22 protein-coding genes and 1 tRNA gene are annotated in these 26,045 nt (G+C 54.3%); 6 read left to right on the top strand and 17 right to left on the bottom strand.

Annotation, left to right across the window (positions count from 1 at the left end; translation table 11 throughout):
- Positions 1–2 precede the first annotated feature (2 nt).
- From pgsA to B7994_RS07620, 3 genes are all read left to right on the top strand, one after another.
- Entirely contained in the window at positions 3–1,058 is a 1,056-nt protein-coding gene (gene pgsA / locus B7994_RS07630; protein WP_233143106.1) for a CDP-diacylglycerol--glycerol-3-phosphate 3-phosphatidyltransferase, read from the top strand.
- A gap of 132 nt (positions 1,059–1,190) precedes the next feature.
- A tRNA-Met gene (locus B7994_RS07625) sits at positions 1,191–1,264 on the top strand.
- 59 nt (positions 1,265–1,323) lie between these two features.
- Positions 1,324–2,274 (top strand): geranylgeranylglycerol-phosphate geranylgeranyltransferase, encoded by a 951-nt coding sequence (locus B7994_RS07620; protein ID WP_088637880.1) that lies wholly within the window; start codon positions 1,324–1,326, stop codon positions 2,272–2,274.
- Between the two features lie 82 nt (positions 2,275–2,356).
- Here B7994_RS07620 and B7994_RS07615 read toward each other — a convergent pair whose 3' ends face one another.
- Positions 2,357–3,280 carry an NAD(P)-dependent oxidoreductase gene (locus tag B7994_RS07615; RefSeq protein ID WP_088637879.1) on the bottom strand — a complete coding sequence of 308 codons (924 nt, stop codon included), beginning with the start codon at positions 3,278–3,280 and terminating at the stop codon, positions 2,357–2,359.
- Positions 3,281–3,431: 151 nt separating this feature from the next.
- Here B7994_RS07615 and metK point away from each other — a divergent pair, with 151 nt between their 5' ends.
- Entirely contained in the window at positions 3,432–4,622 is a 1,191-nt protein-coding gene (gene metK, locus B7994_RS07610) for a methionine adenosyltransferase (RefSeq protein WP_088637878.1), read from the top strand.
- Between the two features lie 110 nt (positions 4,623–4,732).
- Here the strand turns inward: metK and B7994_RS07605 are convergent, their stop codons facing one another.
- The 9 genes from B7994_RS07605 to rapA all read right to left on the bottom strand — a co-directional run bounded on the left by B7994_RS07605 (position 4,733) and on the right by rapA (position 18,132).
- Complete coding sequence (locus B7994_RS07605; RefSeq protein WP_088637877.1) at positions 4,733–5,536, bottom strand: hypothetical protein; 804 nt, start codon at positions 5,534–5,536, stop codon at positions 4,733–4,735.
- A 151-nt stretch (positions 5,537–5,687) separates the two neighbouring features.
- Positions 5,688–7,424 (bottom strand): CBM35 domain-containing protein, encoded by a 1,737-nt coding sequence (locus B7994_RS07600; protein ID WP_088637876.1) that lies wholly within the window; start codon positions 7,422–7,424, stop codon positions 5,688–5,690.
- A gap of 122 nt (positions 7,425–7,546) precedes the next feature.
- Positions 7,547–7,813 (bottom strand): hypothetical protein, encoded by a 267-nt coding sequence (locus tag B7994_RS07595; protein WP_088637875.1) that lies wholly within the window; start codon positions 7,811–7,813, stop codon positions 7,547–7,549.
- Between the two features lie 9 nt (positions 7,814–7,822).
- Positions 7,823–11,377: a chromosome segregation protein SMC gene (gene smc, locus B7994_RS07590; RefSeq protein WP_088637874.1), complete on the bottom strand. Its 3,555-nt coding sequence runs from the start codon at positions 11,375–11,377 to the stop codon at positions 7,823–7,825.
- 59 nt (positions 11,378–11,436) lie between these two features.
- Positions 11,437–11,832: a hypothetical protein gene (locus B7994_RS07585; RefSeq protein ID WP_144063798.1), complete on the bottom strand. Its 396-nt coding sequence runs from the start codon at positions 11,830–11,832 to the stop codon at positions 11,437–11,439.
- The gene (locus tag B7994_RS07580) at positions 11,832–13,073 is read right to left on the bottom strand and encodes a hypothetical protein (RefSeq protein ID WP_088637872.1); all 1,242 of its coding nucleotides are present in this window, start codon (positions 13,071–13,073) and stop codon (positions 11,832–11,834) included. Before B7994_RS07580 ends, B7994_RS07585 begins: the two co-directional genes overlap by 1 nt.
- 24 nt (positions 13,074–13,097) lie before the next feature.
- Positions 13,098–14,237, bottom strand: coding sequence for a glutamate 5-kinase (proB, locus tag B7994_RS07575; RefSeq protein ID WP_088637871.1), 1,140 nt, complete (start codon positions 14,235–14,237; stop codon positions 13,098–13,100).
- A gap of 53 nt (positions 14,238–14,290) precedes the next feature.
- The gene (locus B7994_RS07570) at positions 14,291–15,085 is read right to left on the bottom strand and encodes a hypothetical protein (protein WP_144063797.1); all 795 of its coding nucleotides are present in this window, start codon (positions 15,083–15,085) and stop codon (positions 14,291–14,293) included.
- A 74-nt stretch (positions 15,086–15,159) separates the two neighbouring features.
- Positions 15,160–18,132, bottom strand: a complete 2,973-nt coding sequence (rapA, locus tag B7994_RS07565; RefSeq protein WP_088637869.1) for an RNA polymerase-associated protein RapA — start codon at positions 18,130–18,132, stop codon at positions 15,160–15,162.
- A gap of 60 nt (positions 18,133–18,192) precedes the next feature.
- Between rapA and B7994_RS07560 the strand changes: the two genes are divergently transcribed.
- Positions 18,193–18,984 (top strand): RDD family protein, encoded by a 792-nt coding sequence (locus tag B7994_RS07560; protein ID WP_088637868.1) that lies wholly within the window; start codon positions 18,193–18,195, stop codon positions 18,982–18,984.
- A 22-nt stretch (positions 18,985–19,006) separates the two neighbouring features.
- The gene (murA, locus tag B7994_RS07555; protein ID WP_088637867.1) at positions 19,007–20,284 is read left to right on the top strand and encodes a UDP-N-acetylglucosamine 1-carboxyvinyltransferase; all 1,278 of its coding nucleotides are present in this window, start codon (positions 19,007–19,009) and stop codon (positions 20,282–20,284) included.
- Positions 20,285–20,379: 95 nt separating this feature from the next.
- Here the strand turns inward: murA and B7994_RS07550 are convergent, their stop codons facing one another.
- The 7 genes from B7994_RS07550 to B7994_RS07520 all read right to left on the bottom strand — a co-directional run bounded on the left by B7994_RS07550 (position 20,380) and on the right by B7994_RS07520 (position 26,045).
- The gene (locus tag B7994_RS07550) at positions 20,380–21,294 is read right to left on the bottom strand and encodes a tol-pal system YbgF family protein (protein ID WP_088637866.1); all 915 of its coding nucleotides are present in this window, start codon (positions 21,292–21,294) and stop codon (positions 20,380–20,382) included.
- A gap of 68 nt (positions 21,295–21,362) precedes the next feature.
- Positions 21,363–21,956, bottom strand: a complete 594-nt coding sequence (locus B7994_RS07545; RefSeq protein WP_088637865.1) for an OmpA family protein — start codon at positions 21,954–21,956, stop codon at positions 21,363–21,365.
- Positions 21,953–23,287 carry a translocation protein TolB gene (locus B7994_RS07540; protein ID WP_233143105.1) on the bottom strand — a complete coding sequence of 445 codons (1,335 nt, stop codon included), beginning with the start codon at positions 23,285–23,287 and terminating at the stop codon, positions 21,953–21,955. The genes B7994_RS07545 and B7994_RS07540 overlap by 4 nt, the downstream gene beginning before the upstream one ends.
- 6 nt (positions 23,288–23,293) lie before the next feature.
- Positions 23,294–24,025: an energy transducer TonB gene (locus B7994_RS07535; RefSeq protein ID WP_088637864.1), complete on the bottom strand. Its 732-nt coding sequence runs from the start codon at positions 24,023–24,025 to the stop codon at positions 23,294–23,296.
- Complete coding sequence (locus B7994_RS07530) at positions 24,022–24,429, bottom strand: biopolymer transporter ExbD (protein WP_088637863.1); 408 nt, start codon at positions 24,427–24,429, stop codon at positions 24,022–24,024. The genes B7994_RS07535 and B7994_RS07530 overlap by 4 nt, the downstream gene beginning before the upstream one ends.
- A gap of 9 nt (positions 24,430–24,438) precedes the next feature.
- On the bottom strand, positions 24,439–25,131 hold the full coding sequence (locus B7994_RS07525) for a MotA/TolQ/ExbB proton channel family protein (protein ID WP_144063796.1): 693 nt from the start codon (positions 25,129–25,131) through the stop codon (positions 24,439–24,441).
- 122 nt (positions 25,132–25,253) lie between these two features.
- The gene (locus B7994_RS07520) at positions 25,254–26,045 is read right to left on the bottom strand and encodes a ribonuclease HII (protein ID WP_088637861.1); all 792 of its coding nucleotides are present in this window, start codon (positions 26,043–26,045) and stop codon (positions 25,254–25,256) included.

Below are 26,045 nucleotides of genomic sequence, written 5' to 3'. Positions count from 1 at the left end.
GCATGGCAAAAACCGCCTGTGCGTTCGTGGCAATTGCCCTCATAATGGGCTGGGTGAACCTCTACCAGCTCCGTAGCCAAGAAATCGAGAAGCCCTATTACAGGCTATGGCTGAACGTAATCGACGGTGCACTATCCTTCGTGGTCATGACGAGCATCTTTGTGCGCGACCTTCTGCAGAACGAACAAGTAGAAAAATTGCTCGCCGTAGGCTGCGTATTCCTACTTGCTCGACTGATTGCACACACGCTGTTCTCGCTCGGGGTGCTGCGCGAAGGCAAGTCCCTACCGCGCAAGAGGCGTTGGAGCAAGCTAGCCAACATCTCGATTACCATCACGATGGGCGTGTACCTGCTAAACCTCGAGGACTACCAGCAGATTTCGATGGTTTCCTCCATCCTGCTTATCCTCGCTTCCACCGCCGCCTATGCCTACTGGTACTATCGCGATCCGGCGCATCGCAAGCCGCTTTCCCTCGCATCGCAGCTCACCATGAGCCGCATCGTTCTCACTCCGTTCTTCCTCTGGGTATTCTTCTACGATAACGACCTGGACTACAGCAACAACAGCATCGTATTCAAGAGCCTTGCGCTCATCATGGTACTCGGGTTCATGCTCACTGACTTCCTCGACGGAAAACTCGCCCGCAAAATGGGCGAAGTGAGCACACTGGGCAAGTACCTCGACCCATTCAGCGACAAGATTTCGAACATGACTATTTTCATGTGCTTCATCGCTACGGGGTATGCCCCTGTGTGGATGGTGGCACTCATCTACTTCCGCGAATCCAGCGTAGAGACGCTCCGTACGCTCGCCGCTAGCGAAGGCCTCATCATGCCTGCACGCCGTAGCGGCAAGTGGAAAACAGCCCTCCAGGGAATCGGCATCGTCGCCATCCTCCTCGGAGCGATTGAACCCGTGCGCGCACTCGTGCCCGGTCTGGGCGACATCTGGCACATATTCCCGACTATCGTCATGGGAGTCATCACCGCCATCACGCTCATTAGCGGCGTGGACTACTTCGTCGCAAGCAAGCACATCCTGAAGAAGTTCGTTTAACGCGCACATTCGTCATGCTCGCGAAGGCGAGCATCCTTCACAAAACCGCTGTTTTCAGCGTAATTTCGCATAATTTGCGTTTTCACCCTTGACAATTTAGGCTCAAATTTCTATATATGGAGCCAACCTCGACGCGGGGTGGAGCAGTTGGTAGCTCGTCGGGCTCATAACCCGAAGGTCGCAGCGTTCAAGTCCTGCCCCCGCTACTAAAAGATCCGGTTCAAAGCCGGATTTTTTTTATTCCCTTTTTTATATTTGGAGCACGATGCTTGTCGAACTCCTCAAGATGACCCGACCCAAGAACATCGTGATTGCGATAATCACGCTCGTGGTCGGGTATATGCTGCTCGGGTTTCCCTATTCGCTTTTCTTGCCCGACGACTGCAATTCCGACTTTGATTGGATCGGTTGGTCTTCCGTTATGGTGGAAGCGTTCGGGTTCGCATTCGCCATCGGGTTTGCTAACATCCAGAACGACATCCTGGACCTGGAAAGCGACAAGTTGAACCGCCCCGAAAGGCCGCTCGTGACTGGGAAAGTTTCGGTAAAGGTCGCACGCATAACCTGGATTGCCCTATTCGTGCTGATGCTCCTCTGCGGACTCGGAGATTCTAACACATCCTCTCCGTTTGAATACCTTCCGCTCGGCTTCTTCTTTTTACTCGGGGTGCTCCTGATAGCCTACAACAAGTGGCTCAAGCATATTCCCCTGTTAAAGAACATGACGGTAGCCTTCCTCTGCACGACTCCCCTGTTCTACGCCCTGATGGATTATCTCATTCTATCCAATCTCATCCTACCAGGAAACGACTACGCACAAGAACACATCTGGGCGATTATCCCCGCAATCCCGTTCGCATTTTTTCTCACGACCGCACGCGAAATCTACAAGGACCTGGAAGACGAGACAGGAGACCTCAAAGCGGGCATCATGACGTTCCCGCTTATCGCGGGCTCGGCGACCGCAAGGAGGCTCGCCGGCGGCATCATCCTCTTCACCTGGATTTCGCTCCCGCTCCCGGTGTTCTACATGGACAAGGTGTTCGGGCACAACTACCCGCCGCTGTTCCTGATTATCACGGGCATAGCGCTCACGCCGATATTCGCCTACGTGCTCGTGCAGGCACACAAGGCAAAATACAGGAAGGCTCAATCCGCCGTGAAAATCGGGATGCTCCTGGGACTCATCGCGCTGATTGTCTGCGCCGCCGTTTAACTACACACAAACTAACAGCAGCAGGGATTAGAATAAAAAAGGCGGCATCAAGGCCGCCTTCCCTATTCCGTAAAGATTTTCCTTAAATCACCTGGTCGAACGTCCACTTCACGTGGCCTGCCATGAAGTCATGCGCATCGAAGACAAGGCCGAACTGGTCCTTGATTTTCTGCACGTCAAACAGCATCGGTTCGTCGCCCCAGCCGAGGTCGGTTTCTACAATTTTCGACTTGGACTCAGGACGCAGTGCAAGCATCATCTGGGCAATCTCTTTCCAGCTAATCCACACGGAGCCGAGCCCGAGGAAGATTTCTTCGTTCTTGTCGGATTCAAGGACCTTCATGTAGAGTTCGGCCTGCTGGCTCGCATGGATGAACTGCGTACCATCGTTCTTGATAATCTGGATATCGCGGTCTTCTTTCACGGCCTGAGCCATCTCGAAGAACCGGCGATCCGGCTGAGAGCAACCGTCGGGGAACGCCGGGTTACCGAAGGTATAGCCCGGACGGATAATATTCCTCTGCATCGTCACTTCGGGGAAGTTCTTGCCGTAACCGTGACGGAATCCGAGGACAAAAGCTTCTCCGGCAGCCTTCGTGGCACCATAAAGGTCCATCGGGAGGTTGCTCGTGACTTCGCGCATGGACGGACGCATACGGCCCATGGCCGCAGTGCTGCTCGTCATGATAAACTTCTTGCAACCGGCGCGGGCCGCCATTTCAAGGAGCATGACGGTCGCACGGGTGTCATTCATAAGCATGGAACTCGGAGTCTCGCCCCAGCCGAGCGCAATGTGGATACAGGCATCACAGCCCTTGAGCCCCTCTTCCATTTTTTCAAAATCCGTAAGAGACGCCTGAACAAAGCTGACGTTAGGATTAACGCAAAGGGAGGGCACCTTATTCGGATGCCGCGTTGCGACAACCACTTCGTGCCCCTTTTCGAGGAGGGCCTTAACCACGTAATGCCCTATAAACCCCGTACCACCTGTAACGAAAACTCGCATAAACACCTCAACTTAGTGCTATAAATATAGATTCCTTTATTCCAATCGGACCATATTTTTTTGCGCAAAAATATCCAAATGGAGTAGACAGAATATATGCGTTTTTGTAGATTTATGCATAGAAATATTGAAAACCTCAAGGAGCCACATAATGGCACATTATCTTTTTACTTCCGAATCCGTGTCCAAGGGACATCCGGACAAGGTCGCCGACCAGATTTCCGATTCCATCCTCGACGCCTGCCTCGCCCAGGACCCGAAGAGCCGCGTCGCTTGTGAAACGCTCGTGAACACGGGCCTCGTCGTTATTTCCGGCGAAATTACTACCAAGGCCGTTGTTGACTTCCAGGAAGTCGCCCGCAACACCATCAAGAATATCGGTTACGTGAATCCGGAACTGCAGTTCGACTACAAGGGCTGCGCCGTGCTCGTCGCGATGGACAAGCAGTCCCCGGACATTGCCCAGGGCGTTGATGCCAAGGCTGCCGAAGGCAAGGAAGACGACAAGCAGGGTGCCGGCGACCAGGGCATGATGTTCGGCTACGCCGTGAACGAGACCCCGGAACTGATGCCTCTCCCGATTAGCCTCGCCCACAAGCTCATGGAAAAGATCCAGGAACTCCGCGAACAGGGCAAGATCAAGTGGCTCCGCCCGGATGCCAAGTCCCAGGTGACAGTCGAATACGACGAGAATGACAAGCCCGTGCGCGTCGATACCGTCGTGATTTCTACCCAGCACGACGAATTCGTGAACGGCAAGGAACTCAAGCACTCCGTGATCGAAAAGGAAATCATCGAGAAGCTCATCAAGAAGGTCATCCCGGCCAAGCTCCTCGACAAGAAGACCCGTTACCTCGTGAACCCGACCGGCAAGTTCGTTGTCGGCGGCCCGCACGGCGACTGCGGCCTCACCGGACGCAAGATTATCGTCGACACCTACGGCGGCATGGGTCGCCATGGCGGTGGCGCGTTCAGCGGCAAGGACCCCTCCAAGGTGGACCGCAGTGCAGCATACGCTGCCCGCTACGTAGCCAAGAACATCGTGGCAGCAGGCCTCGCCTACCGCTGCGAAGTCCAGCTCGCCTACGCCATCGGCTACAGCAAACCCGTTTCCGTGCTCGTGAACACCTTCGGTACCGGCAAGATCGACGACCGCAAGATTGAAGAAATCGTCGCGAAGAACTTCGACCTCTCCCCGGCCGGCATCGAGAAGATGCTCGACCTGAGGAAGCCGGGCTACGTAGCGACCGCCGCGCTCGGACACTTTGGCCGCACCGGCAAGCGCTTTACCTGGGAAAAGACGGACAAGGCCGAGGCTTTGAAGAAAGCTGCTAAAGTGTAGTGTTAAGCTGCGCGCATTAAACTGCGCGACATCCAGTATACGAGAAGCGCCCGGCATTTGCCGGGCGTGACTTTTTTTCGTGATGGCGGACTTTAGTCCGTCTTTTTTGGCTACAGGCCTTCTTTCATCGTGAAGAGCGTCGTTATCTCGAGAGAATCCTCGACGCCGTATATATCGGAATAATGCGCCATCCAGGTGATGGTCGTATCGCGTTCGAGCGGCTCGTCCAGAAACGCATAAAGGACGAAGTCCCGATTCCTTTGTTTCAGCGGATATTTCGTGACGTACGTTTGATAACAGGAAGAAAACGAAATCGGCTCCATCTCAAAAGACATTAAACCCGTAGCAGAATCTACAACGGTGCTGAATCCCGATGTGTAGGCCCCGATCCCATCCGGCAACTCATAAACATCGTCAAAGGTGTACGGGGTACTATATTCTACATGTCCATAATATCTCGTTCCGTCGTCGTATAGCGTGTCCAAGTCTATCACCAGCGTATCGAATTCCGCCCGCAGTTCATCGACATCCAGTTTCGGAGTCTCGATGTAGGGCGGGATATAGTCTATCAGGCGCTTCTTCGTGTAATTGATATAGGTCGTATCCAGGCGAACTTCGGTCCAGTGATAGTGATGAATAAAATGCTGTTCACCATCTTCCGATTCCTCGACCTCTGTTTCTACTTCGCCAAGAGGTTCCTGCCCGGAATATGAATACTCGACGCGGCAAGTCTTAACGACCCATGTCCAAACGCATTTAAAGTCGTCTTCACCGATTTCGCATTCCATTTCGTCCTTCGTGGCCGTAACCGTGTCGAGATCCTTGCGACCCTTGCCCGAGTAATAGACAAAACTGTAGGCCTCCTTGTCTACGTAGGTCGTATCGCAAACGGCATTTTCAGGGCAAGGATCCACAGCGGGCCCCGTACTGGAGCTTTCATCACCGCAGGCAAAAAAGACAACCGCAATTACAGGAAAAAAGATTAACCAAACAAGATGTTTCAACATACGGGCCTCAATTTAGAAAAAAACTGTGCTTCACAGGTCCTTCCGATTTTTTCTCAGCTTACTTCACCGCGATGAAGAACTTCTTGCTGATTCCCGGCGCGGAGGCCTGCACCAGGTAAATTCCGGCACAGAGGCCCCTGGATAGTTCACGCGTGTCGCGAAGCATCGCCTGCGGAACATTTTCCACCTTGCGGATAAACCTGCCGTCAGTCGCATAGACACTCACGCTGTATGCACCCTGCTGGAGCGACAAGCCCGAAAGCAGCGGAATCGCATCCGGCTTCGTGGTATCGCCCGAACTCGTGTCGCGAACAGTCGAATCCTTCTTCGAGGTATCCGGCGCGGTAATCTCCTTCACGAGCGCCACGTCGAACTGGTCGATGTTCGGGCCGTCCTTGCCATCAAGCGTCGCAAACTTCACGCTGTTCTCGCCCGCCGTAAGCTTGAGCGAGACTTCCTGCGTTTTCCAGGTACTCCAGGCGCCCGTCTTCTCGAACACGCTCGTCGCCGTGTCGATAGCAGAAGAAATCACCAAACTACGGTCCTCGCTAGAACCGTTCGCGAAGTCGATTTCGAACTTGTATTCTCCCGCCACGTCGACCTTCACGGGCACGACCACATTACCGCCCTTGTCAAAGTTCACATAGCCATCGCCGTGGAATCCCGAGTTGCTGCTTTCGGAAACCCCACTCGTAATGGTTCCATTTTCGGCCTGGTACTGCTTGTCCGGTGTCGGAGGAGGCGGTTCCACATAGTTCGCATCGCATTCCGTGGGGCTAGCGAGAGTGGCCCCCGCATTCGCCTTCACGGCAGCTTCCACATCGCTCGCCTTGAGCATAAAGCCAGTGTAATCATAGGGCGGCGTAAAGGAGGTTCCCGTGCCCTTCGTGTTGCCCGAGCAGTTCGTAAAGATGTTGTCGATGGTTTCGTTCACGCCCGTGCCGTTCGCATTGCCGGTGTAAATCGGGTTCGCCTCGTTGATGAACACGTTCCGTTCGGTGCGCACGCGGCACATGTGGCCCGCCGAAACGCCCAGCACGTCGGTCCCGCTCGTGATGCTCGCATCGCCGGTGAGGAGGTTGTTCACCACGTGCACGTTGCCGTAGCGGCAACGGGGCTTACGCTGGTTCGCGGCCTTCCACCAGTTGAACATGTAGGTCACGTTCAGCTTGCCCTCGCTCACGGGCTCGTTGTCGGAACTGCCGATGAGGTTCGAGAGGTTGTGCGTACTCTTTTTCTTGTAGCCGAAGATGCACCACGTAAACGTTACGTTGTCTGCACCCTTCACCACGTCGGCGTTGCCGTCCTGGCCGTCCCAAAATTCGCAGTGGTCAATCCAGATGTTCTTGGAACCGTCGTTTTCGATGGTGAGGTTGTCCCACGCCTGGTCGGCATTGCTGCCCGGACCCTGGATGACGATGTTGCGGACGATGATGTTCGATGCCTTGCTGATATGGATGGGAGCCTTGAGAACGGTTCCCGGCCTGAGCCCGATAATCGTCTTGTTCGAGGCCGTAATGTTCAGGCGGTCGCCGGTCGTGCCGCTCCAGCCGCTGCCGAGCGTGCCGTCAATGTAGATGACCCGCGGCGAGGAATCCTTCGCATACTTCTGCAGGTCGGCGAAAGTCGTTACCGTAATGGGTGTTGCGTTGCCGCCTCCTGTCACCTCGAAGGGGGTCGACGTACGGCCCGAACGGGTCGCCCAGCCGATGGGCTTGCACTGGTCCACTGCCGCAGACGCACAAATCGTGAGCCCACACAAGACAGCCAAAATTCTGGAAGGAAGTTCAAACATCCCGCATACTCCTTGCGCCACCATGCGCTTTACTCTAAAACTACCCTTTTTCGGCCTAAAAAAGGCGAGCGCGGCCTAAAAAAGCATATACATGTTGTCCATGGACAACAGCGAACAATTCGTTAGAGTACGTAGAGCGCCAAAAAGACCGTAAAAGCAGCAAAGAAGAGCGCCACGGGCACCAGGAACCAGAAGCAGATGAAACTTATCTTCAAATCGTAGAAGAACATCTTCCACCATCCGCGACGCGTCTTGCAGGCTTCGGCACGGCAATCGGGGCAGATATTGCCAACCCTGTTGCGCACGCGGATAGCCATGTTGCTCTGCAAGGGGGTCATACCCACCTTGTCGTTGAATTCCTTACCACATTTTGAACAGGTCGCCTGCATAGTTGCTTACTAAATCGCAAACTTGGTAGCGTCGGCAAGCTGCACGCTGGCAATACGGGAAATACCCTTGATTTCCTGCGTCACACCGTAGAGCATGTCGGCCTCGGCCATGGTACGCTTGTTATGCGTCACCACAATGAACAAGGTCTGCTTGCTGAACTCGCGGAGGAGCGCCATGAAGCGGCCCACGTTGGCATCGTCAAGCGGGCCGTCGACTTCGTCCAGCACACAGTACGGAGACGGCTTTTCCATGTAGATGGCGAACAGGAGTGCCGTCGCAGTCAAGGCGTGTTCACCGCCGGAGAGCGCCTTGATGCCACGCATCTTCTTGCCAGTGGGGCGCACGTTGATTTCAATGTCTGCGTCGAGGATATCCATCGGCTTGCCATTCTCGTCGAGTTTCTCCACGAGGCTCATCTTGGTTTCGCCGTTCAGGAACAACTTGCTGAACACGAACTGGAAATTCTTCTGGATACGTTCGAACGTTTCAAGATAGCGCGTACGGGCGATATCGTCAAGCTTGGTGATGGTGCGGTCGAGCGAGGCGCGAGCACGATCCAGGTCGTCGAACTGTTTTTCGACTTCTTCCAGGCGCTTCTTCTCGTCCTCGTAGTCTTCCATCACGTTCACGTTGATGGGGCCGAGTTCCTTCACCTTCCCTCGAATCTCGCGAATTTCACGGTCGGCTTCAGGCTGCGTATATTCAACACGTTCGATATCGCCGGGTTCCTCGAGGTTCACTTCCCAATCGGCAAGCATACGTTCCTTGAGGCGGTCCACATTCGCCTGCAGAGCCTCACGACGGCGGACAATCTCGTTCAAGTCTTTCATCTTGTCAATCATGTCGTCGCGCAGGCGGTTCACCTCGCTACGCCATTCTTCAAGGTCGCCAGACACGAGTTCATACTTTTCGCGGGCCAAATCACGCCTGTTTTCCAGTTCACGAAGCGCAGAATCCTTTTCCTGCACCTGGCCGGCAATGGCTTCCACGTCTATGCGGAGTTTCTCTATACTCTCGTTATTCTTCTCGATTCCTTCTCGATACGACCTGACCGTATTCCCCAGGAATTCCATCTGATCGGCAATATTCTTGAGGCGGTTCGTATTCTGCGTGAGTTTTGCACTCTTGTCAAGGGCACTGCGTTCCAGATCGCGAACTTCTTCGTCCTTCTCACGGAACATCGTTTCCTGTTCGGCGAGTTCATCGTTCACGCGGCTATATTCGTCTTCAGCACGATTCGCGTCCACCTCGGCCTCGGCAAGTTCTGCATCGGCATTCTTGGTGCCTTCGGCCTCTTCGATTCGTGCACGTGCACGGCCACGCTGTTCCTCAAGCTGTACAATACGGCTTTCGCAAGAGGATATGGTATTTTTCTGGATAGCGATTGCCGCATCCCCACCATGTAGCGAATTTTCCTTCTCGCGGATATCATCCACAAGGGATTCAAGCATCTGGGTTTCTTCGGCAACGTTGTCCTGAATCCTCGCAATATCGGATTCCGCTTGGGAAATCTTCCCCTGCACATCGGCAAGCGAAGATTCTGCTTCGGCAATTTCGTTCTTACGGCTGAGCGTACCGGAAGTCGGGCTACCCGTAGACACGAGCCCCGCGGTACGTACCGTCGCTTCGGGAGCAACAAAACACAGGTCCTCGTTTCCATAACGGGCGGAAAGTTCCAGTGCCGCATCGAGGGATTCGACAAGAATGTAGCGGGAAAGGAGCCCGCCGAGCCAAGCCTTCGTCACATCGTCCGCTTGGACAAAATTCTGCATGGGGCCGATAACGCCCGCACCCTCTATGGTTCCCGTAAATGCGGGGCGCGGTTTCGACAGGAGCGCCATCAGCGCCTGGCCCACATTTTCGGACTTAAGGGCAGAAACAATTTCTGCAATGTTGTCTGCATTTTCGACAACCGTCGCCTCAAGAACGTCGCCCAGGGCATTTTCCACAAGGCCAGCATATTCTGGAGTCGCTGTAATACGTTCAGAAAGAAGTCCCTGCGTAAGGCCCGCCTTGTTTTCGGCAAGCCAGCGGCTGGCATCGGAGCCTTCGTTTGCGACACTCTGTAACACTTCAATGCGCGCCTGGAGACCAGCTTCCTCGCTCTTCAAGGCGGCAGCCTTGGCCTGCAGTTCACGCAGTTCCGCCCCGAGGGACTCGACACGTTCTTCGCGCACAGACTTCTGTTCTTGCAGATTCGTAATTTCGTTGCGCGCATTGTCCATGCCCTGCTGGATATCTGCAACCGCACGTTCGGCATCGTCCTTCTGGGAACGTAGGGCACCAAGTTCCCCATCCCAACCTTCGAGGTTCTTCTGCAGCATGTCGACTTCCGCATCCATGCGTTCGAAGCGCCCCTTGAGGCCATTAAGCTTGTTGATAGCGGCAACGCGCTCGTTAGAAAGATCCCTAGACCTCTGGCGCAAGTCATCGAGCTTGTCGCGCATGACCTGCAGGGTCTCGCGCTCGCGCTCCAGGAGAGCATTCATCTTGTCGACTTCGCTATCGTTACCAAGAACCGCATTTTCTTCTTCAAGGCGGCCCTGTTCCTGGGTAAGTTCGTCAACCTTCTGTTCACTACGGGTAATCTCCTCTTCTGCCTTCGCATTAGAAGATTCCATAGAAGAAATCGAATCGCGCAAGCGCACGATGTCGTTGTTCAGGTTATTGAGTTCGATGGTCGCAGCCTGAACCTCGCGTTCCAGGTCGCGGTAGGCATTTTCGTCTTCGCTAATATCGAGTTTTTTCTCCTCGATCTTCGTCTGGAGCTCGGTCGCCTTAGTCTTTGACGACTCGACCTCGTGTTCCATACGGCGAGACGATGTATCGAGCGTATTCAGCCCCTCGACGAAATCCTCGTACTTATCGAGGCTGACCGAAAGGTCCAGTTCACGCAGGCGCTTGGTAAGTTTCTTGTATTCCTCGACCTTCTCAGCCTGCGTCTCGTACTGGCGCACCGAGCGGCGGGTCGCCCTCAGGTTGTCTTCCACGCGGGTCATGTCCGTCTGGACACGTTCCAGCTGGCGAACGGCCTCCTTCCTCTGCTGGCGGTACTTACTCACGCCGGCGGCCTCTTCGAAAAGCACACGGCGGTCGTCCGCCTTGTCGGAGAGAACCGCCTTGATCATGTCGGCGTTCATCTGCGAGTATGTACTGGAGCCGAGACCCGAGTCAAACAGGAGCGCATGCACATCGCGCAGGCGGCATTCCTGGTTGTTGATAAGGTATTCGCCCGAACCGTCGCGGTGCACACGGCGGGTCACTACGACCTCGGAATATTCAGAAGAGAGCGTACCGTCACTGTTGTCGATGACAATGGATACTTCGGCAAGGCTCATCGCGGCACGTTCCTCGGTACCGCTAAAGATTACGTCCTGCATCTTGCTCATGCGGAGGAGCGCCGCCCTCTGTTCGCCGAGCACCCAGCGGATGGCATCTGTAATATTCGACTTACCGCATCCGTTCGGACCCACGACGGCCGTAAGCCCCTTCGTGGGGAAGTTGATTTCAGTCCTCTGAGCGAAGGACTTGAACCCAAAAATCTTAAGCTTTGTTATCTGCACTGTAAGAAAAAAGATAGCAAGAAGATAGAACGAAATTTGTAGAAATCAGCGAAATTTCGCTACTTCACGACAATTTCAAGGGAATCCGCATCGCCACCGATTTTCAGGTAGACGCTACCGCCTTCAATCTCGATCGTCCGGTATTCACTCAAGGTGTCGCCTTCAGCATCCGTGCTATTGGTATAGTCCACACGGAAAAGGAATTCTCCGACCCAGTCCTCGCGCACCACATGGCTGCGTTCGCCAGGCAGAAGCGTCTCGGAAATCCAAGGAACAAACTTAGTCGAATCCTCACTCGACACAGAAATTCGAATGATGGAGCAGTCGTCGGTCACGTTTTGGACCTGCAGGCGTGTTTCGGAATCAAGAAACCAGTGGCTAAGGCAGCCCGAAAGCACCGTACAGCAGGCAAACATCATAGCTAGGACAAGCAAACTTCTAACAGACTTTTTCATTAGTTGCCTCCCTGCGAGTCATTTGCCGGGGCCGCCTTCTCGTAGCGGACTCCCTTCGCCGTAATTGTCTTCGTCGGCGCTTCAGAAGCACCGGTATCGCCAGTAAGGGGAACCGTTTCCGCAGACTTGTTCGGGGTGTTCTTCTTCTTGACCTGCTGGGTTTCCAGCGGTGCCGCCTGACGGCCGCCCTTTGCAAACAACATATTATCGATTGCACCCAAGTTGAAGTGGAACTCCAGGATCCACGTTCCCTTCGCATGGAAAAGGTGGTCGTACTCGTAAGAGGAGTTGTAACCGATACGGAGAATGGGTAGTTCAAGAGCCCAGCCAAACATCAGGTCGTCCCAATTATCGGCCACGGCACGGCGACGAACGCAGGTCGCTTCAATTCCGACAAAACGCGAAGGATCGGGATAGTACTTGATCGCGGCGGAATGGAAGCCGTCGTCGGGGAAATCAAACGTCAACTCGCCGTAAAGCCTCTGGGCGAACAGGTTCTGTTCCCACGTAAGGCGGATAAAGTCTTCATCAAAACCATCAAGCTTACGCTTGTACATCGTCAGGTCGAAATTCGGCAGATACGTCTTGATTCCAGAAGATGCCCCGCCCAACACGGCTCGGTCCTCGAGGTCTACAGACAAGCGAAGCATATTCAGATGCGTACGGTGGAAACTCGTCTGCGCACTGAACCATCCGACACGAACGTTTGCCCAGGCGTACAGCAGCGAGTCGTTTTCAGCAGGGTAAACATCGCCGACATATTCCACATTCTGGTGCTGCATACCTGCGGCAGCAGAGAAGAGCGACGACGGGCTCGTATACGCAAAGCCCCAGGTTGTCACGGAGCGGATAAGGCCGAAATCATTGTAATGCGGAACAAACAGGAAGTCCTCCCCATCCCAGCCGGAACGCTCAAACCACAGCAAAGCGGTCAAAATGCTCTGGTTCTCAAGCAGGTACGAGGCCATCACGGACAGGTGCTGGCGAGCAACAAAGCCTTCGTGCTCACCGAACTCGCTCCTCAGCGGAAGCTGCGTCGAAAACGGAGTGTAATTGAGCCCAGCATCGATAAACGAGCCATTCGAATAAAGGAGCATTTCCCCGACATCGCGGAGATGGTTGTCACGCATCCAGAAGCCGCCACGCGCGATTGTTTCGACATCGACCGGGTCGGCAAAAACGGTCGACGCGGCAAGTACGATTGTCGCAATAACAGTCTTTGGAAATCGGATGAACTTCATAGTTTTAAATATATAAAAGACAAGTTAAAAAACAACCAGGTCGTTCTTGTGAACAAGTTCGTCAGGCACATCTTTGCCCAAGATCTCGTGGACCTGAGCCGTTTTCTTGCGGAGAACGAGTTTCAGGGTCTCGCTGTCGAAGCCAGCAACACCACGTGCGACCGCATCACCCGACGGGCTCAGGACCTCAATCAGGTCGCCCTTGTCGAAATGCTTCTTCACAGCGCACACGCCCACGGGCAACAGGCTCGAGTGCTTTTCGCGCAACGCCTTCACACCACCTTCGTCTACCACCACAGCCCCGCGCGGAGTCGTGATAAAGCTGAGCCAGCGCTGGCGGCTGTTGAGCTTTTTCTTGGAGCCCACAAAGAGCGTTCCCTGCGCATTTTCGAAAAGCACCTGGTGCGGCAGCACCTTCATGCCGCTCGCGAGGAAAGCGTTGCAGCCGCTCCTCGTCACGTTGCGGATGGCTTCAAGCTTGCTGCGCATACCGCCGGTACTCACGGCAGAACCCGTCTCGCCGGGCTTGCCGGCAAGGGCCAGAACGGCAGGCGTAATCTCGGGCACAAAGCGCAACAGTCGGGCATTCGGGTTCTTCTTCGGGTTGTCGTCGAAGAGGCCGTCTTCGTCCGTGAAAATCAGAAGCAAGTCTGCATCGAGGAACAGAGCCACGTCGCTCGAAAGCTTGTCGTTGTCGCCCACCTTGATTTCGGCGACGGCGAGAGAGTCGTTCTCGTTGATAATCGGAACAATCTTACGGGCGAGCATCGCCTTAATGGTGTTCTGCAAATTCTTGTAGCGGGTGCGGTCGCGGAAGTCATCGGCAGAAAGGAGAATCTGGCCAACCGAAAGCTGTACCCAGCGGAACATTTCACGGTAGGCGTACATGAGGTCGATCTGCCCCACGGCGGCGCAGGCCTGCTTTTCGGCAAGCACCGTCGGCTTTTCCTTGTAGCCCAACTGGCTCATGCCGGTGCCCACGGCACCGCTCGTCACAATCACGACTTCCTTGCCCGCTTCCATGAGTCGGGCGACGGAATCGGCAAGTTTCTGGATATAGCGGGTACGTACACCGCCCTTCTCGGAATCCACCAAAATACGGGACCCGATTTTCACCACGATACGGCGGGACTCATCTAAAATATTCTTACGAAGTTCACTCATACAACTAAAAAATAGAATGTATCAGCGCAACAAAAAAAGTTGACGAGGAAAAACTAGCGGAAAACAGCCGTTAGACCATTTTCAAACCGGACGATTACCGGTTTACCCTGCGCCTTGAAGTTCCCTTGCCAAGTACCATCGTAGAGATAGACTCCGTTCAAGTCAAATACGCGATACCGCATCCCCGGCACAACGGACGGCGTCATAAAAGTCGCCGGTTCAAAAATCCGCAAAGGTTTCTCGGAAGTATCCGCGGCAGTTTCCGATGAATTCCCCACCGATGCTGACGTGTCTGCAAGAATCTTTTTTTGAGGGAGACGGGCAACGTCATCTTCAGAAAAATCCGGTGAACCGCTCCCACCCCAAAGGATTTCCCCTCGGCATGCCGATTGCATTTCCTCGTCGCAAACCTTTTTATGGATAATTTTACGTCCCTGAATATCTCTCGATTCAGGCAAGATACGGTCCAGCAAACGTTGGGCACTATCCTTTGTCATCTTGATAATACCCCACTCCTGCCACTTCATAAACTCATAGCGCAGAACGGCCGTTATCTTGAAATCATATCCCGCAGCGGCGTCTCTTTGTTCGTCCGCGTTCAAGTATTTAAAAATCTGCGCCCTTGTGATTAACGGATTGAAAAGAACAGCGAAAGTGGTATCCATCGTAGAATAGTACGCAAGACCTCTGTCCTGCGAGCAGTTGATATAGGACGTATCCACATTGCAAATCTTTGCAGTGTCTACTTCCAAATACCCTTTTTCGAACTGGAACTCCGTCCAAATAAGGTTTACGCTGGACCACGCCGAAACAGCGAGAAAAACGACAAAAGCGAATACCTGTTTCATACCCTCCCCCTTTTCCACACCATTTTTAAAATAATTTTTTTTGCTACTTAAAGCAAAAAAAATTAAGTATAAAATTATCTACAAACAAGCAAACGGATCGCATCGAGACGGAGCTGCGGGTTTGCAACAATCTTCTTGCGGTCACCGACGTTCTTGCGGAGCTGCTTGAGTTCGGCGCTGCCCGCCGCCTTGCCTCGCATGGTAAGCAAGTGGTTCATGCGCTGATATTCCTGCTCAGTGCGGGCCTCGACTGCGTTTGCAGCCTTATCGGCATATTCCTTGGCAAAGCCACTTACCGCCTTCTTCGCAAGCGCAAGGCCTTCCTTCGCGAAGTAACGCAGTGTCGCATCGACGGCCTTGTTGCCCTGCGGCACGTTCACGTCGCGAAGCTCGGCCTTAGACAATGCCTCAAGATGCTCGGACTGGTCCGTGCCCGTGGCATCGACAAGCGCGCACACATAGCGCGGGCCCACGATATCGGAAACGCCCCATTCCTCGGGCACGGGCAGTTCCACCACGAAGTCGTACTGCATCATAAGCCCGCGCAGGCCTGAATTCGGCCAAATACAACAGGCAACATTTCCGTGGTTTACGCCCGTTTCAAAGTCTATCATGCCTTGCGCCAGCGGGTGTTCAAGGCTCAGGAAATCTACCTCGTCGTGAACCATCGCCACATCGCGGTCGAATGTCGCCGTAAGGCAGATATTGTCGGAACCCTGCTCGTCCTCCTCGTTCTGCGCAGCGACAAGCCCGCGGCTCGGCATGCCGGCAATAGAGCCTTCTTCGATCTGCGGGCCCTGCGTAATCACGCAACAGCCGGCAATCGCGCTCGCATCCACGTCAAGACCGCGCGCATGCAGGGACTCCAGGAGCAAGTCCTTCAATTCCGTCTGTGCATCGATGCGAAGGATTTCGTCGGTAATTTCTTTTGCCTTCTCGGGGTTGCGAGAATTGTATTCCAGCAAGCGGTCGCGCCCCTTCTCGATGTTTTTGCGCATCGTTTCGCAATCCTTACGCACCTGCGGAATAATACTTTCGACAAAGTTCTCAAGGCCATGTCTCGGGTCGGCAAGGGCCTCAATCAGGCTGTCCGTGTACTTGAGGAAAAGTTCGCCTCCACTCATCAGGGGCGCACCAAAAGCATTCAGGCCGTCGTTGTACCAACGGAACATGACTTCTTGCCCGGAGCCTTTCACATAAGGCACATGCACGATGATATCTTCGGTCTGGCCAATGCGGTCCAGTCGCCCAATGCGCTGTTCCACAAGCGCCGCATCAAGCGGGAGGTCAAACAGCACCAGATGGTGCGAGAACTGGAAGTTGCGGCCTTCGGAACCGATTTCGGAGGCGATAAGCAAGTTCGCCCCGTTCGGCTTGCTGAAGTTTGCCGCAGCCTTGTCGCGGGCCATGATGGTCATTTCTTCGTGGAACATCGAGAACGCGCCCTCGCCCAAGTAATCGGTGAGGATTGTTTCCAGCGCAAGCACGACTTCTATAGATTCGCAAATCAGGAGAATCTTGTCTTTCTGGTGCTTCTTCAAGAAATCCTTGAGCCACACGATGCGTTCGTCGAGTTCCCAGCCGTCGGAATAGCGCGTGCAAAGCAGGCCGTTCTCCTGGATGTCCGTAGAGGCGTCCAGATCGTTTTCGGCAGCAGCCTCCACCATCTCGCGGTATTTCGGGTTCGGTTCCAGGCAAATCTCGTCGAGTTTGCGTTTCGGAAATCCGCCCACACCCTTACGCGTATTGCGGAATACCACGGAACCCGTACCCATGCCGTCCACAATACGGCGAATCCATTCACCCGCAGTCATGGACTTCGAGTTTTCCTGTTCCAGCCAGGGGCGGATCTTCGAATTCTTCGGGACGCTGTCGTACAGGTCTTCCCAGCTCATCCGGTGATTCGGGTCGGTCGGGAGCTTGGAGAGGTCGTTCACCAGTTTGCGGTATTCTTCCTGCTCCTTGATAAAGGCGTTGTAGTCGGCAAAGCGCACCGGATCGAGCATTTTCAAACGATTGAACTGGCTTTCGGGATGCAGCTGGAGCGGAGTACCCGTCAGGAGCAATACGCCCTTGGAACGTGCAAGCACAGCATTCGCGAGCATGTACTCATGGCTCGTAAAACCGTCTTCGCAAACGAGGTGGTGCGCCTCGTCAATAATCGTCATGTCCCAGTTCGTCTTGAGCAAGTCTTCGATAAGGGCAGGCTGCCCCATGAGGAAGTCTATCGCCACAATGATATTGTTGCTCTGCAAGAACGGATTGGGCTTTTCTTCATCCTTCCCGACGCCAACAAAAAGACCACGGATAAAGCCTTCGTCCACAAGCGTAAAGAGCTGGTTGAACCGGCGCTTCATTTCGACCATCCACTGGTGCTTGAGCGTCTCGGGCACAATAATGAGCGTACGGGAAACACGGCCGCGCATACTCAGCGCATGCCAGATCATGCCCGCCTCGATAGTCTTTCCGAGGCCGACTTCATCACTCAGCATAAGGCGCGGGAGCGTAGATTCGCTACAGGCACGGTGGCACAGGTAATACTGGTGCGGAATCATGCTCACACGAGGGCCAATCATGCCTCGCACAGGCGAAGACTTCCACATGCACGAAAGTTCCATGGCACGGCGGCGACGTTCAAAAGCCTTCGAAGAAACATCTGCGGCATTCGCTGTCGGAGCGCTATCGGGTTTCTGGGCCTTGCCGATACTCGTCAGGGCACGGAACAAGTCGGAAGGCCTAGCCATCTGTTTTGCAGTAAGGTCGGCTTCCTTCATTTCGCGACCACCACGGCCTACGTAGACAACCAAGTCATCTACCTCGCGGAGGCTTTCTACAGCGAAAGATACGCCCTTGTCGTTCTTGACGGTCTCGCCCGGCTGTAAAATGAACCTGTCGACTGGAGCGTTATCCGTGCGGTAAAGACGCACCTCCCCCACAAGCGGAAATAAAAACTTGACTGTACGGCCCTGAACCTCGGAAACAACTCCAAGACCCAATTCCGGCTCTGACTGGCTAACGAAACGTTGCCCCGGCTTATACATTTTCATGCCTCCAAATTTAGTAAAAAACAGCAAGACAGGGCCTTTTTTTCTATCTTTGACTCACGTATGAAGTGGTTCTTTATTGACGAAAGCATTACCGATGGAGAGCGGAGGCAAGGTCCCTATTCCATCGAAGAAATCCGCGACTTTGTCAAGCAGGGTAAAATCATCGACGAAACCCTAGTCTGGCATAGCGGCATGGAGAACTGGATTTCATGGAAAGAAGCTAGCGAGAAACTCGAGAAGGACTCCTTCGGTATCCAACCCGAACAAGAAGAAATCCTCGAAAGCACCATCAAGGCGCTCGAGGAGATGATTGAGGCCAACAAGCAGAAAAAGATGTTTGCAGGCTTCCTTATCCGTGCCCTAGCCTTCATTACAGACAACTTCATCCTAGGAATTATCGGCGGAATCGTACTTTTTGTTCTCACTCAGGCGGGAATTTACGACCTAGATGCAATCCAGCAGGCGACAGGCACCTACCTTCAAGACCCGATGTCGGCAGAATCGATGAACAAGCTAATGGAAGCCCCCGGAATGGGTTCGCTGCTGAGCATCTGGAGTGTAATACAGGCCATATACTTCATTGTTTTCCATGCCGTATTTTCAGCAACACCCGGCAAGATGCTCCTCCACATCCACGTAGAGACAGTGGAAGGAAACAAGCTTACCTGGGGAGCCTCGATTGCGCGCTACCTTTGCAGCATCATTACACAGTTCACCCTAATTCTCTACGGGCTCGGTTACCTAGTTGTCTGCGTCGACCCCAAGCGCCGTGCCCTGCATGACTGGATTGCCCGAACCTTCGTCGTATACGAAGCACCGGAGAAATCCAAAAAGAACAAAGAAGCCAAATAACGCACTCCATACCGAATAAATTATGTACCAGTTTATCGTTCCGCAAGTCAAGAAGCCCCTGGACGGGGAAGTAGAAATTTCCGGTGCGAAGAACGCCGTGCTTGCCGTGATGGCAGCAGCCCTCCTCGCCGACGGAGTCTCCGAAATAACAAACGTCCCTCACCTGAAGGACATGAAGACGATGAGCGACGTGTTGCGCGTCATTGGTTGCCGCATCAGCGGAGAAGCTCATTGCCTAAGGATTGACACCCGCGGTGCCGACCACCTGGAAGCGCCCTACGAACTCGTGAAGACCATGCGCGCAAGCTTTTACGTGCTAGGCCCTCTCGTCGCCCGCTTCGGCCGCTGCCGCGTCTCGCTCCCCGGCGGATGCGCCTGGGGCCCGCGCCCTGTAGACTTGCACCTGAAGGGGCTCGAGGCGCTCGGTGCCAAGATTACCCTTACCCGCGGTTACGTGGAAGCCACCTGCGACGGAAGGCTCCCCGGCGGGACATTCCATTTCCCGATTTCGAGCGTTGGCGCCACGGTGAACGTGCTTATGGCGGCTACGCTCGCCAAGGGGACCAGCGTGCTGCAGAACGCGGCTCTCGAACCCGAAATCGATAACCTGGTGGATTTTCTCGTCTCGATGGGCGCCAAGATTCAGGGCCGCGGCACGCGCACCTTGACGGTGCAGGGCGTAGAAGCCCTACGCCCTGGTAATGGCGTCACCATTCCCGATCGCATCGAGGCAGGCACATTCCTTTGTGGCGCCGCCATTACGCGTGGCCGCGTGAAGGTCAACAAGATCATTCCCGAGCACATCGCCTCTACGCTTGATGCCTTCCGCGACATGAACTGCAAGGTGACTGTCGGGCCGGACTGGGCCGAAGTCGATGCCCGCGGGCAAGAACTCAAGCCCATCACCATCCAGACGCTTCCCTTCCCGGGCTACCCCACCGACATGCAGGCTCCCCTCATGGCAACCCTGCTTTCCGTACCGGGCAACAGTGTCATCCAGGACACCGTCTATAACGACCGCTTCAAGCACGTGGCCGAAATGGAGCGCCTGGGCGCCAACATCACGCTCAGCGGGAACACGGCGACCATCAAGGGCGGGCTTCCGCTCGAAGGCGCCGAAGTGATGGGTTCCGATCTGCGCGCAAGTGCTGCGCTCGTACTCGCTGCGCTCATCGCCGAAGGCGAAACCAAGATCAGCCGCATCTACCACCTCGACCGCGGTTACGAGGATTTCGAGGCCAAGATGGCGAAACTCGGTGCAGAAGTACAGCGCGTCGTCATCGACGCCGACGAACCGTAAGCAACGCTAATCTCTGCGCACGGCCATTGCCCGCAAAGACTAAACAAAAAAATCCGGCGGAATACCGTCGGACTTTTTTTATTGTCTCGCTTTTTCTACTTAGCGGCAGGTTTCGCAGCCGATGATTCGACCGGCTCGCGTACAACGGGGACACACGCCTCGACCTGCTCACCGGCAGCCGCCTTTTCTTCCTTTTCAAGGATTTCCTGCAGGATTTCAGCAGACTGCTCGAACTCGCCCGTCTTTTCGCAGGACTTCTTCGAGAGTATCTTCTGAAGGTACTGTTTCTGCGACTGGATATCGCAACCCTCGCCATAGAGATTAGCCAGTTTAAACAGCGAAGGACAGGCCTTTGCACCGTCGGGGAAGGTTTCCGACAGGTTCGTAAAGATTTTCTTCGCCTTGTCCAGTTGGTTCACCTCTATCAAGCAGAGGCCCATCCAGTAGAGCGAATTTTCGGCCAGTTCGCCGGTCTTCATTTGTTCGTAAACCTGCTTGAATCCCTTGAAGGCAAGCTTGTACTCACCGCTATGGAAATCGGAACGCGCCGTATTGAAAGTCGCTTCGGCTTCCACCAGTTTTTCAGCTTCACGTTCCAGGCTATCCAGCGACATCGGCGCCTGAGGAGCACCGCTCACCACCACCTTCTTCGCAAGGATCTTGTCACTCTTACCAAGCAGCATATCCAAGCGGTAGATGATTTCTTCCTGTCTGGAATCATTCCTTTCGGATTCATCGCTCACACGGCGCGAAAGCGTAGTGATTTCAGCCATCATACGCTTTTGTGCCAAGGCAGACGCATCCAGTTCCGCCCTGAGGGAATCGACACGCTTCCGGAGATTCTTGTTATCCGTTCTGAGTTTACGCATGGCGGAATCAAGATTGCTGAGGACAGCAACCTGCACGTCCGTACCGACGTTTCTCATCTCTTCGGTACGGAGAATCGTCATCTGGGAGCATCCGACCAAGGCAAATGCAACCGTAACAATAGCTATAGCAAGTTTTTTCATAATTAACGTAAGTTAATAGTTGTTAGTTATTAGTCAAGAACAATGACTACCGACTAAGTTCTAAAAAATTACTGCTGGATGTTCACGCGGAAATTTGCGCGACGGTTCTGGGAGTAAGCCTCTTCGGTTTCACCCTGAGCCTTCGGAGCTTCCTTACCGTAGCTGACAGATTCCATGCGCTTGCCTTCAATACCGTAGGCATTCAGGAATTCCTTCACCTTCATGGCGCGCTTTGCACCGAGAGTGAAGTTGTAGTCTTCGGTACCGCGGGCATCCGTATGGCCTTCGATAGTGATGGTGAAGCGCTGTTCCTTGAGGAGGAGTTCGCCCACCTGGGCAAGGAGTTCCTTAGCCTTTTCGGTCAGTTCCGAACGGTCGAAATCGAAGTACACGTCTTCGCTCATAATCTGGTTAATAAGAGCTTCGAGGCGGGCACGTTCGGCTTCAAGGCGTTCGGCCTCGAGGCGAGCACGTTCGGCAGCGAGCGAATCCTCGTTCACCGCAGGAGCAGGCGCTGCTGCGGCAGGAGCCGGTGCAGGGGCTGCGGCGGCAGGAGCCGGAGCGGGCTGCGGGTTCGTCTCGGGCGGATTGTTCTTGGAGCAAGCCACAAGAGCGAGGCCCGCAACACAAGAAATCATGGCGATCTTTGCGTATAACTTCATTTGTTACCTTCCTTTTTTGTGTTAATTTCTTCGTTAAAGAACGACCAAGTCGGCGCAGTGTTCTCGCCGGAATTGGTAATGCGGGTCACGTTTGCCCCGTCCTTTCTCATGATGTAGATTTGGTATGTCCCGCTCCTGTTACTCGAGAAGGCAATCAGTTTGCCATCGGGAGACCAGGTCGGATGCTCGTTGTTACCTGCGTTATTGGTGAGCTGCACGATGTCGCTCCCGTCAAGCGCGCAGGTGTAAATATTCATCTTGCCGTTATCCATCGAGGTATAGACAATGCGGTCACCTTCCGGAGACCAGCTGGCACGTTCGTTGTAACGGCCCATGAAAGTTACACGGCGCAGGTCGCTCCCATCGCTGCCCATCACGAAAATCTGCGGGCTGCCACCACGGTCGCTCGTAAACAGAACTTCGGCCGCACGCGGGCTCCATGCGGGGCTCGTCTGGTTGCTCTTCAGGTAGGCAAACTTGCGAGCCTTCCCCGTTTCGGTGTTCCCCACATAAAGGTCCGTCTTGCCATCGACCGTCGAAGAGAACAGCAGTTCGCCCGTAACCGGATTTACTGCAGGGCTGTAGGTCTGGTCAAACTGGGTAAACAGCGGGCGTTCCGTGCCGCCAAAATTCTTCTCGTAAAGACGCGGCCTGTGCGTCTTGAAATTCACGTACACCAGGCCCTTGTTTCCGCGCTTCCACACAGGCATCATGCTGATGGTCGAATCGCGCGTCACCTGGCTGCGGTGGAATCCGTCATAGTCCGACACCACAACCTGCTTTACACCGTCAATCTTGGAAACATAGGCAAGCTTTGTACTCGCCACGCCGCGTTCACCACACACAACAAGCGTCGCCTTGTCAAAAAACTCATGAACCGCACGGCGCAAGTCCTTCTGCGGGATAGTGTAGCTTTCGCCCAAGCGGAGAGTCTTCGTCTTTGAGACATACAAGAAGCACTGCACGCGGAGTTTACCCGCACCGGCATTTTCCACCTTGCCCGTCATGTAATAGTCCGCATGTTCGCGGCTGAACTTCGCAAGGTCAAACTTCTGGGAAGCCACGACATCGAAGCGCCCCGAAAGGTTCGCATCGCGCGTAAGAATCTTGTGCGGCTGTTCCTCGACCCAGTCAATCGAGCCCTTCTCCTCGAAAGGCACTATACCAATAGGAATGGTCTTGAAAACAGAGATTCCCACATCGACCGCGATCGTATCGATGGCCGCAAAACTTGCAACCGGGGCAAAAAGAAGAAAGAAGAAAGCCAAGACGCCTACCAGCGAATACCTATGCTTCATTTCCTTGCAAACCTCGTTCGAAAAGTTCATCATCAAATCCTAATTGGGCGTAAAGTTGAAATGCAGTACCAGGCTCGGCGCGCGGTAATTCGGCGGAAGTTCCGGAACCTTCGAAATCTGCACGGCACGCACCGACAGGTGGTCCCACGCCTTGTTGCCCGACGAGCGCTTCAAGATAACCGCCGTAATCCCGCCAAAGCGGTCCACCTGGAACTGGACAGTCGTCTTCGCATCACGGCCCACCTTCAAGTCCTTGGGCGGCTTGAAATTGCTCATGATAATCTTTTTCAACTGTTCAAGATAGACCTGCATCAGCGGGTCCATGTCGACCGACCCCACCGGGTTCAAGCTAGATGCTTCCACCGCACGTGGCAAATCCAGATCATCCACATCAAAATCTTCCTCCGGTTCCGGTTCGGGTTCGGGTTCCGGCTCGGGCGGCACTTCCTCGTGCACTTCCTCGGGCTTTTCCTCCGGTTCCGGCTTTATTTCGGGCGGCAATTCCTTGTTCACCTTGGGCTTAGGCGGTTCCTTGGGCTTGGGCGGCTCAGGCGGCTTCGGGCGCACGGGCTTTGGTGGAGCCGGCTGCGACACCTGGACCATTTCAAACACAGGAATCGGTTCCGGTTCGGGCTTCAGGTTCACGTAATGGAGTCCGATAAAGAACGCGACAACCAGAAAATGGAAGACAACCGCAACAACGATTATCTTCACGAGCGTGGAATCCACGTCCGAGCTGAAGTACTTTATCCTTTCTTCTTCCTTGCTCATTTACCCGGTTTTTCCTTGGGGTTCAAGGTCAGGAAGCCGAGTTTGGTGACCCCGAGCTTTTGCACCTTGGTCACGACCTTCATCACAAGCCCGTAGTTCACGGCTTCGTCAGCATTGATGACAACGGCCATCTCACCATTCCAGAGAGACTTGAACACCGTATTGAAGCCGTCAAAATCCACCTGCATGTCGGCGATGTAGATTTCCTCGTTCTTGGTGATAGACACCTTCAGAAGTTTTTCCTGTTCCATGGTCGGGGCTTCGGCCTTCGGCAGATCGACCTTGACGCCCTGGCTCATGAGCGGCGCAGAAATGATGAACACGATAAGGATCGAGAACACGATGTCGATCATGTTCGTGAGGTTCATCTCCTGCTTAAGTTCTTTTCCGCGGCTACGCTTCACCTAGGCCTCCTAGCCAGCAACTTCTTCAAGAGCAAGCAGGTCACCGCGCTTGAAGAGGCTCAACACCTGCGAACCGAAGTTGAAGTACGAAATCTCGTTCTGGCCGTTGCAGCTCGTAAAGTAGTTATAGCCCGCAGAAGCCGGGATAGCGACCACAAGGCCACCCACCGTGGTGATAAGCGCCATGGCGATACCAGGAGCGACAACGGAGAGGTCGGCAGAGCCGTGCTGGCCTATCTGGAAAAACGCAATCATGATGCCCCAGACCGTACCCAGAAGGCCGAAGAACGGGGCAAGGTTAGAACTCGTGGCAAGGAAGCTCAGGTAGCGGTCTTCGGTAAGGCGCAGGCCTTCGATGGAGCGCTGGATGGTGTCTTCCAGGAGCGAGGCGCGGTGCTGGATGGAGTCGTAACTCACGAAGTTACTGAACTTGGAGGCTTCCTTCAGCACTTCGGCAGTCAGGCGGCGCAGAGCACTGTCTTCGGCAGTTTCGCAAAGGCCCTGCAGCTGCACGAACTGGGTCACCGTGCTGAACTTGCGGAAGAATTCAGCGTTTGCATGCTTGCTCCTGCGGTAAGTGAAGAACTTCACGATGATGATTCCCCAGGAACCCAGCGACATGATGGCAAGAATGCACAACACGACAATCGTCGCAATATCGGACTGAAGTACCATCTGTACAAGAGGTATGGAATTATTCAAAGGATCCTCCTCGAAAAAACACTCTAGGCGGGAACGACCGCCCCGAACCCAATGTAGCAAAAAAAAATCTTTTAAGCCAAGTTAATGGTGTTTTTTTGTACAAAACCAGCAAGAGCGCGGTTTTAGCCTTCCAGTTCCTTGACGTGGAAGCTCCTGCGGTGCATCGGTGTAAACCCGAATTTACGAATGGCGTCGAGATGTGTTTTGGAGCCGTAGCCCGCATTTTTCTCAAAGCCATATGCCGGATAAGTTTCTGCTAGTTTGTCCATAAAGCGGTCACGGAAAACCTTCGCCAAAATGGACGCCGCAGAAATGCTCGCGATGTGCCCATCCCCCTTCACGACTGGCATCTGGATATTCTCGGGAACGCCGCGTATCTTCAAGTTTCCGTCCACGGCGATGAACACCTGCGGCGCACGACCGACAGGGGCCAATTCCGCAAACGAGCCCTTCACTTCTATGGGGATTTCGGGTGCAGATTCCGATATTCCCGGCAAGCCAAGCGCCTGCAAGGCGCGGCGCATGGCAAGGAAATCCGCCTCCAGGATGTTCATCTTGTCGATTTCTTCGACAGAGGCACTCGCAATGGCATAGCAGGCGCACGCCTCCTTCACGCCTTCGAACATTTCCTCGCGTTTTTTGCGCGTGAGTTTCTTCGAGTCGTTCAGCGCAGGCATGATATCCGGGGCCTTCAAGACGGCGGCACACGCCACCACGGGGCCGGCAAGCGGGCCTCGCCCCACCTCGTCGACACCCACCAGGATATCGGCATGCGGGGCCATTTCAGCCGCAAACAAATCTAGCGAGAGCGAATTGCCCACACCAGCATCACTGCAAGCATACTTACGCATGGCCACCTCGCCTTCTACCGGCGTGGATACATTTTCTAGGAATGCAGGCAGTTTGAATTTCAT

It is taken from the genome of Fibrobacter sp. UWR2 (assembly GCF_002210285.1).
Taxonomy (GTDB): domain Bacteria; phylum Fibrobacterota; class Fibrobacteria; order Fibrobacterales; family Fibrobacteraceae; genus Fibrobacter.
This window is presented reverse-complemented; position numbering and strand designations above follow the sequence as displayed.

What these genes read in the sequence shown, in the direction of transcription:
- pgsA (WP_233143106.1), top strand. Translation starts at nt 3, where the DNA reads ATGGCAAAAACCGCCTGTGCGTTCGTGGCAATTGCCCTCATAATGGGC.
- B7994_RS07620 (WP_088637880.1), top strand. Translation starts at nt 1,324, where the DNA reads ATGCTTGTCGAACTCCTCAAGATGACCCGACCCAAGAACATCGTGATT.
- B7994_RS07615 (WP_088637879.1), bottom strand. Translation starts at nt 3,280, where the DNA reads ATGCGAGTTTTCGTTACAGGTGGTACGGGGTTTATAGGGCATTACGTG.
- metK (WP_088637878.1), top strand. Translation starts at nt 3,432, where the DNA reads ATGGCACATTATCTTTTTACTTCCGAATCCGTGTCCAAGGGACATCCG.
- B7994_RS07600 (WP_088637876.1), bottom strand. Translation starts at nt 7,424, where the DNA reads ATGTTTGAACTTCCTTCCAGAATTTTGGCTGTCTTGTGTGGGCTCACG.
- B7994_RS07595 (WP_088637875.1), bottom strand. Translation starts at nt 7,813, where the DNA reads ATGCAGGCGACCTGTTCAAAATGTGGTAAGGAATTCAACGACAAGGTG.
- B7994_RS07585 (WP_144063798.1), bottom strand. Translation starts at nt 11,832, where the DNA reads ATGAAAAAGTCTGTTAGAAGTTTGCTTGTCCTAGCTATGATGTTTGCC.
- B7994_RS07580 (WP_088637872.1), bottom strand. Translation starts at nt 13,073, where the DNA reads ATGAAGTTCATCCGATTTCCAAAGACTGTTATTGCGACAATCGTACTT.
- proB (WP_088637871.1), bottom strand. Translation starts at nt 14,237, where the DNA reads ATGAGTGAACTTCGTAAGAATATTTTAGATGAGTCCCGCCGTATCGTG.
- B7994_RS07570 (WP_144063797.1), bottom strand. Translation starts at nt 15,085, where the DNA reads ATGAAACAGGTATTCGCTTTTGTCGTTTTTCTCGCTGTTTCGGCGTGG.
- rapA (WP_088637869.1), bottom strand. Translation starts at nt 18,132, where the DNA reads ATGAAAATGTATAAGCCGGGGCAACGTTTCGTTAGCCAGTCAGAGCCG.
- B7994_RS07560 (WP_088637868.1), top strand. Translation starts at nt 18,193, where the DNA reads ATGAAGTGGTTCTTTATTGACGAAAGCATTACCGATGGAGAGCGGAGG.
- murA (WP_088637867.1), top strand. Translation starts at nt 19,007, where the DNA reads ATGTACCAGTTTATCGTTCCGCAAGTCAAGAAGCCCCTGGACGGGGAA.
- B7994_RS07550 (WP_088637866.1), bottom strand. Translation starts at nt 21,294, where the DNA reads ATGAAAAAACTTGCTATAGCTATTGTTACGGTTGCATTTGCCTTGGTC.
- B7994_RS07545 (WP_088637865.1), bottom strand. Translation starts at nt 21,956, where the DNA reads ATGAAGTTATACGCAAAGATCGCCATGATTTCTTGTGTTGCGGGCCTC.
- B7994_RS07540 (WP_233143105.1), bottom strand. Translation starts at nt 23,287, where the DNA reads ATGATGAACTTTTCGAACGAGGTTTGCAAGGAAATGAAGCATAGGTAT.
- B7994_RS07535 (WP_088637864.1), bottom strand. Translation starts at nt 24,025, where the DNA reads ATGAGCAAGGAAGAAGAAAGGATAAAGTACTTCAGCTCGGACGTGGAT.
- B7994_RS07520 (WP_088637861.1), bottom strand. Translation starts at nt 26,045, where the DNA reads ATGAAATTCAAACTGCCTGCATTCCTAGAAAATGTATCCACGCCGGTA.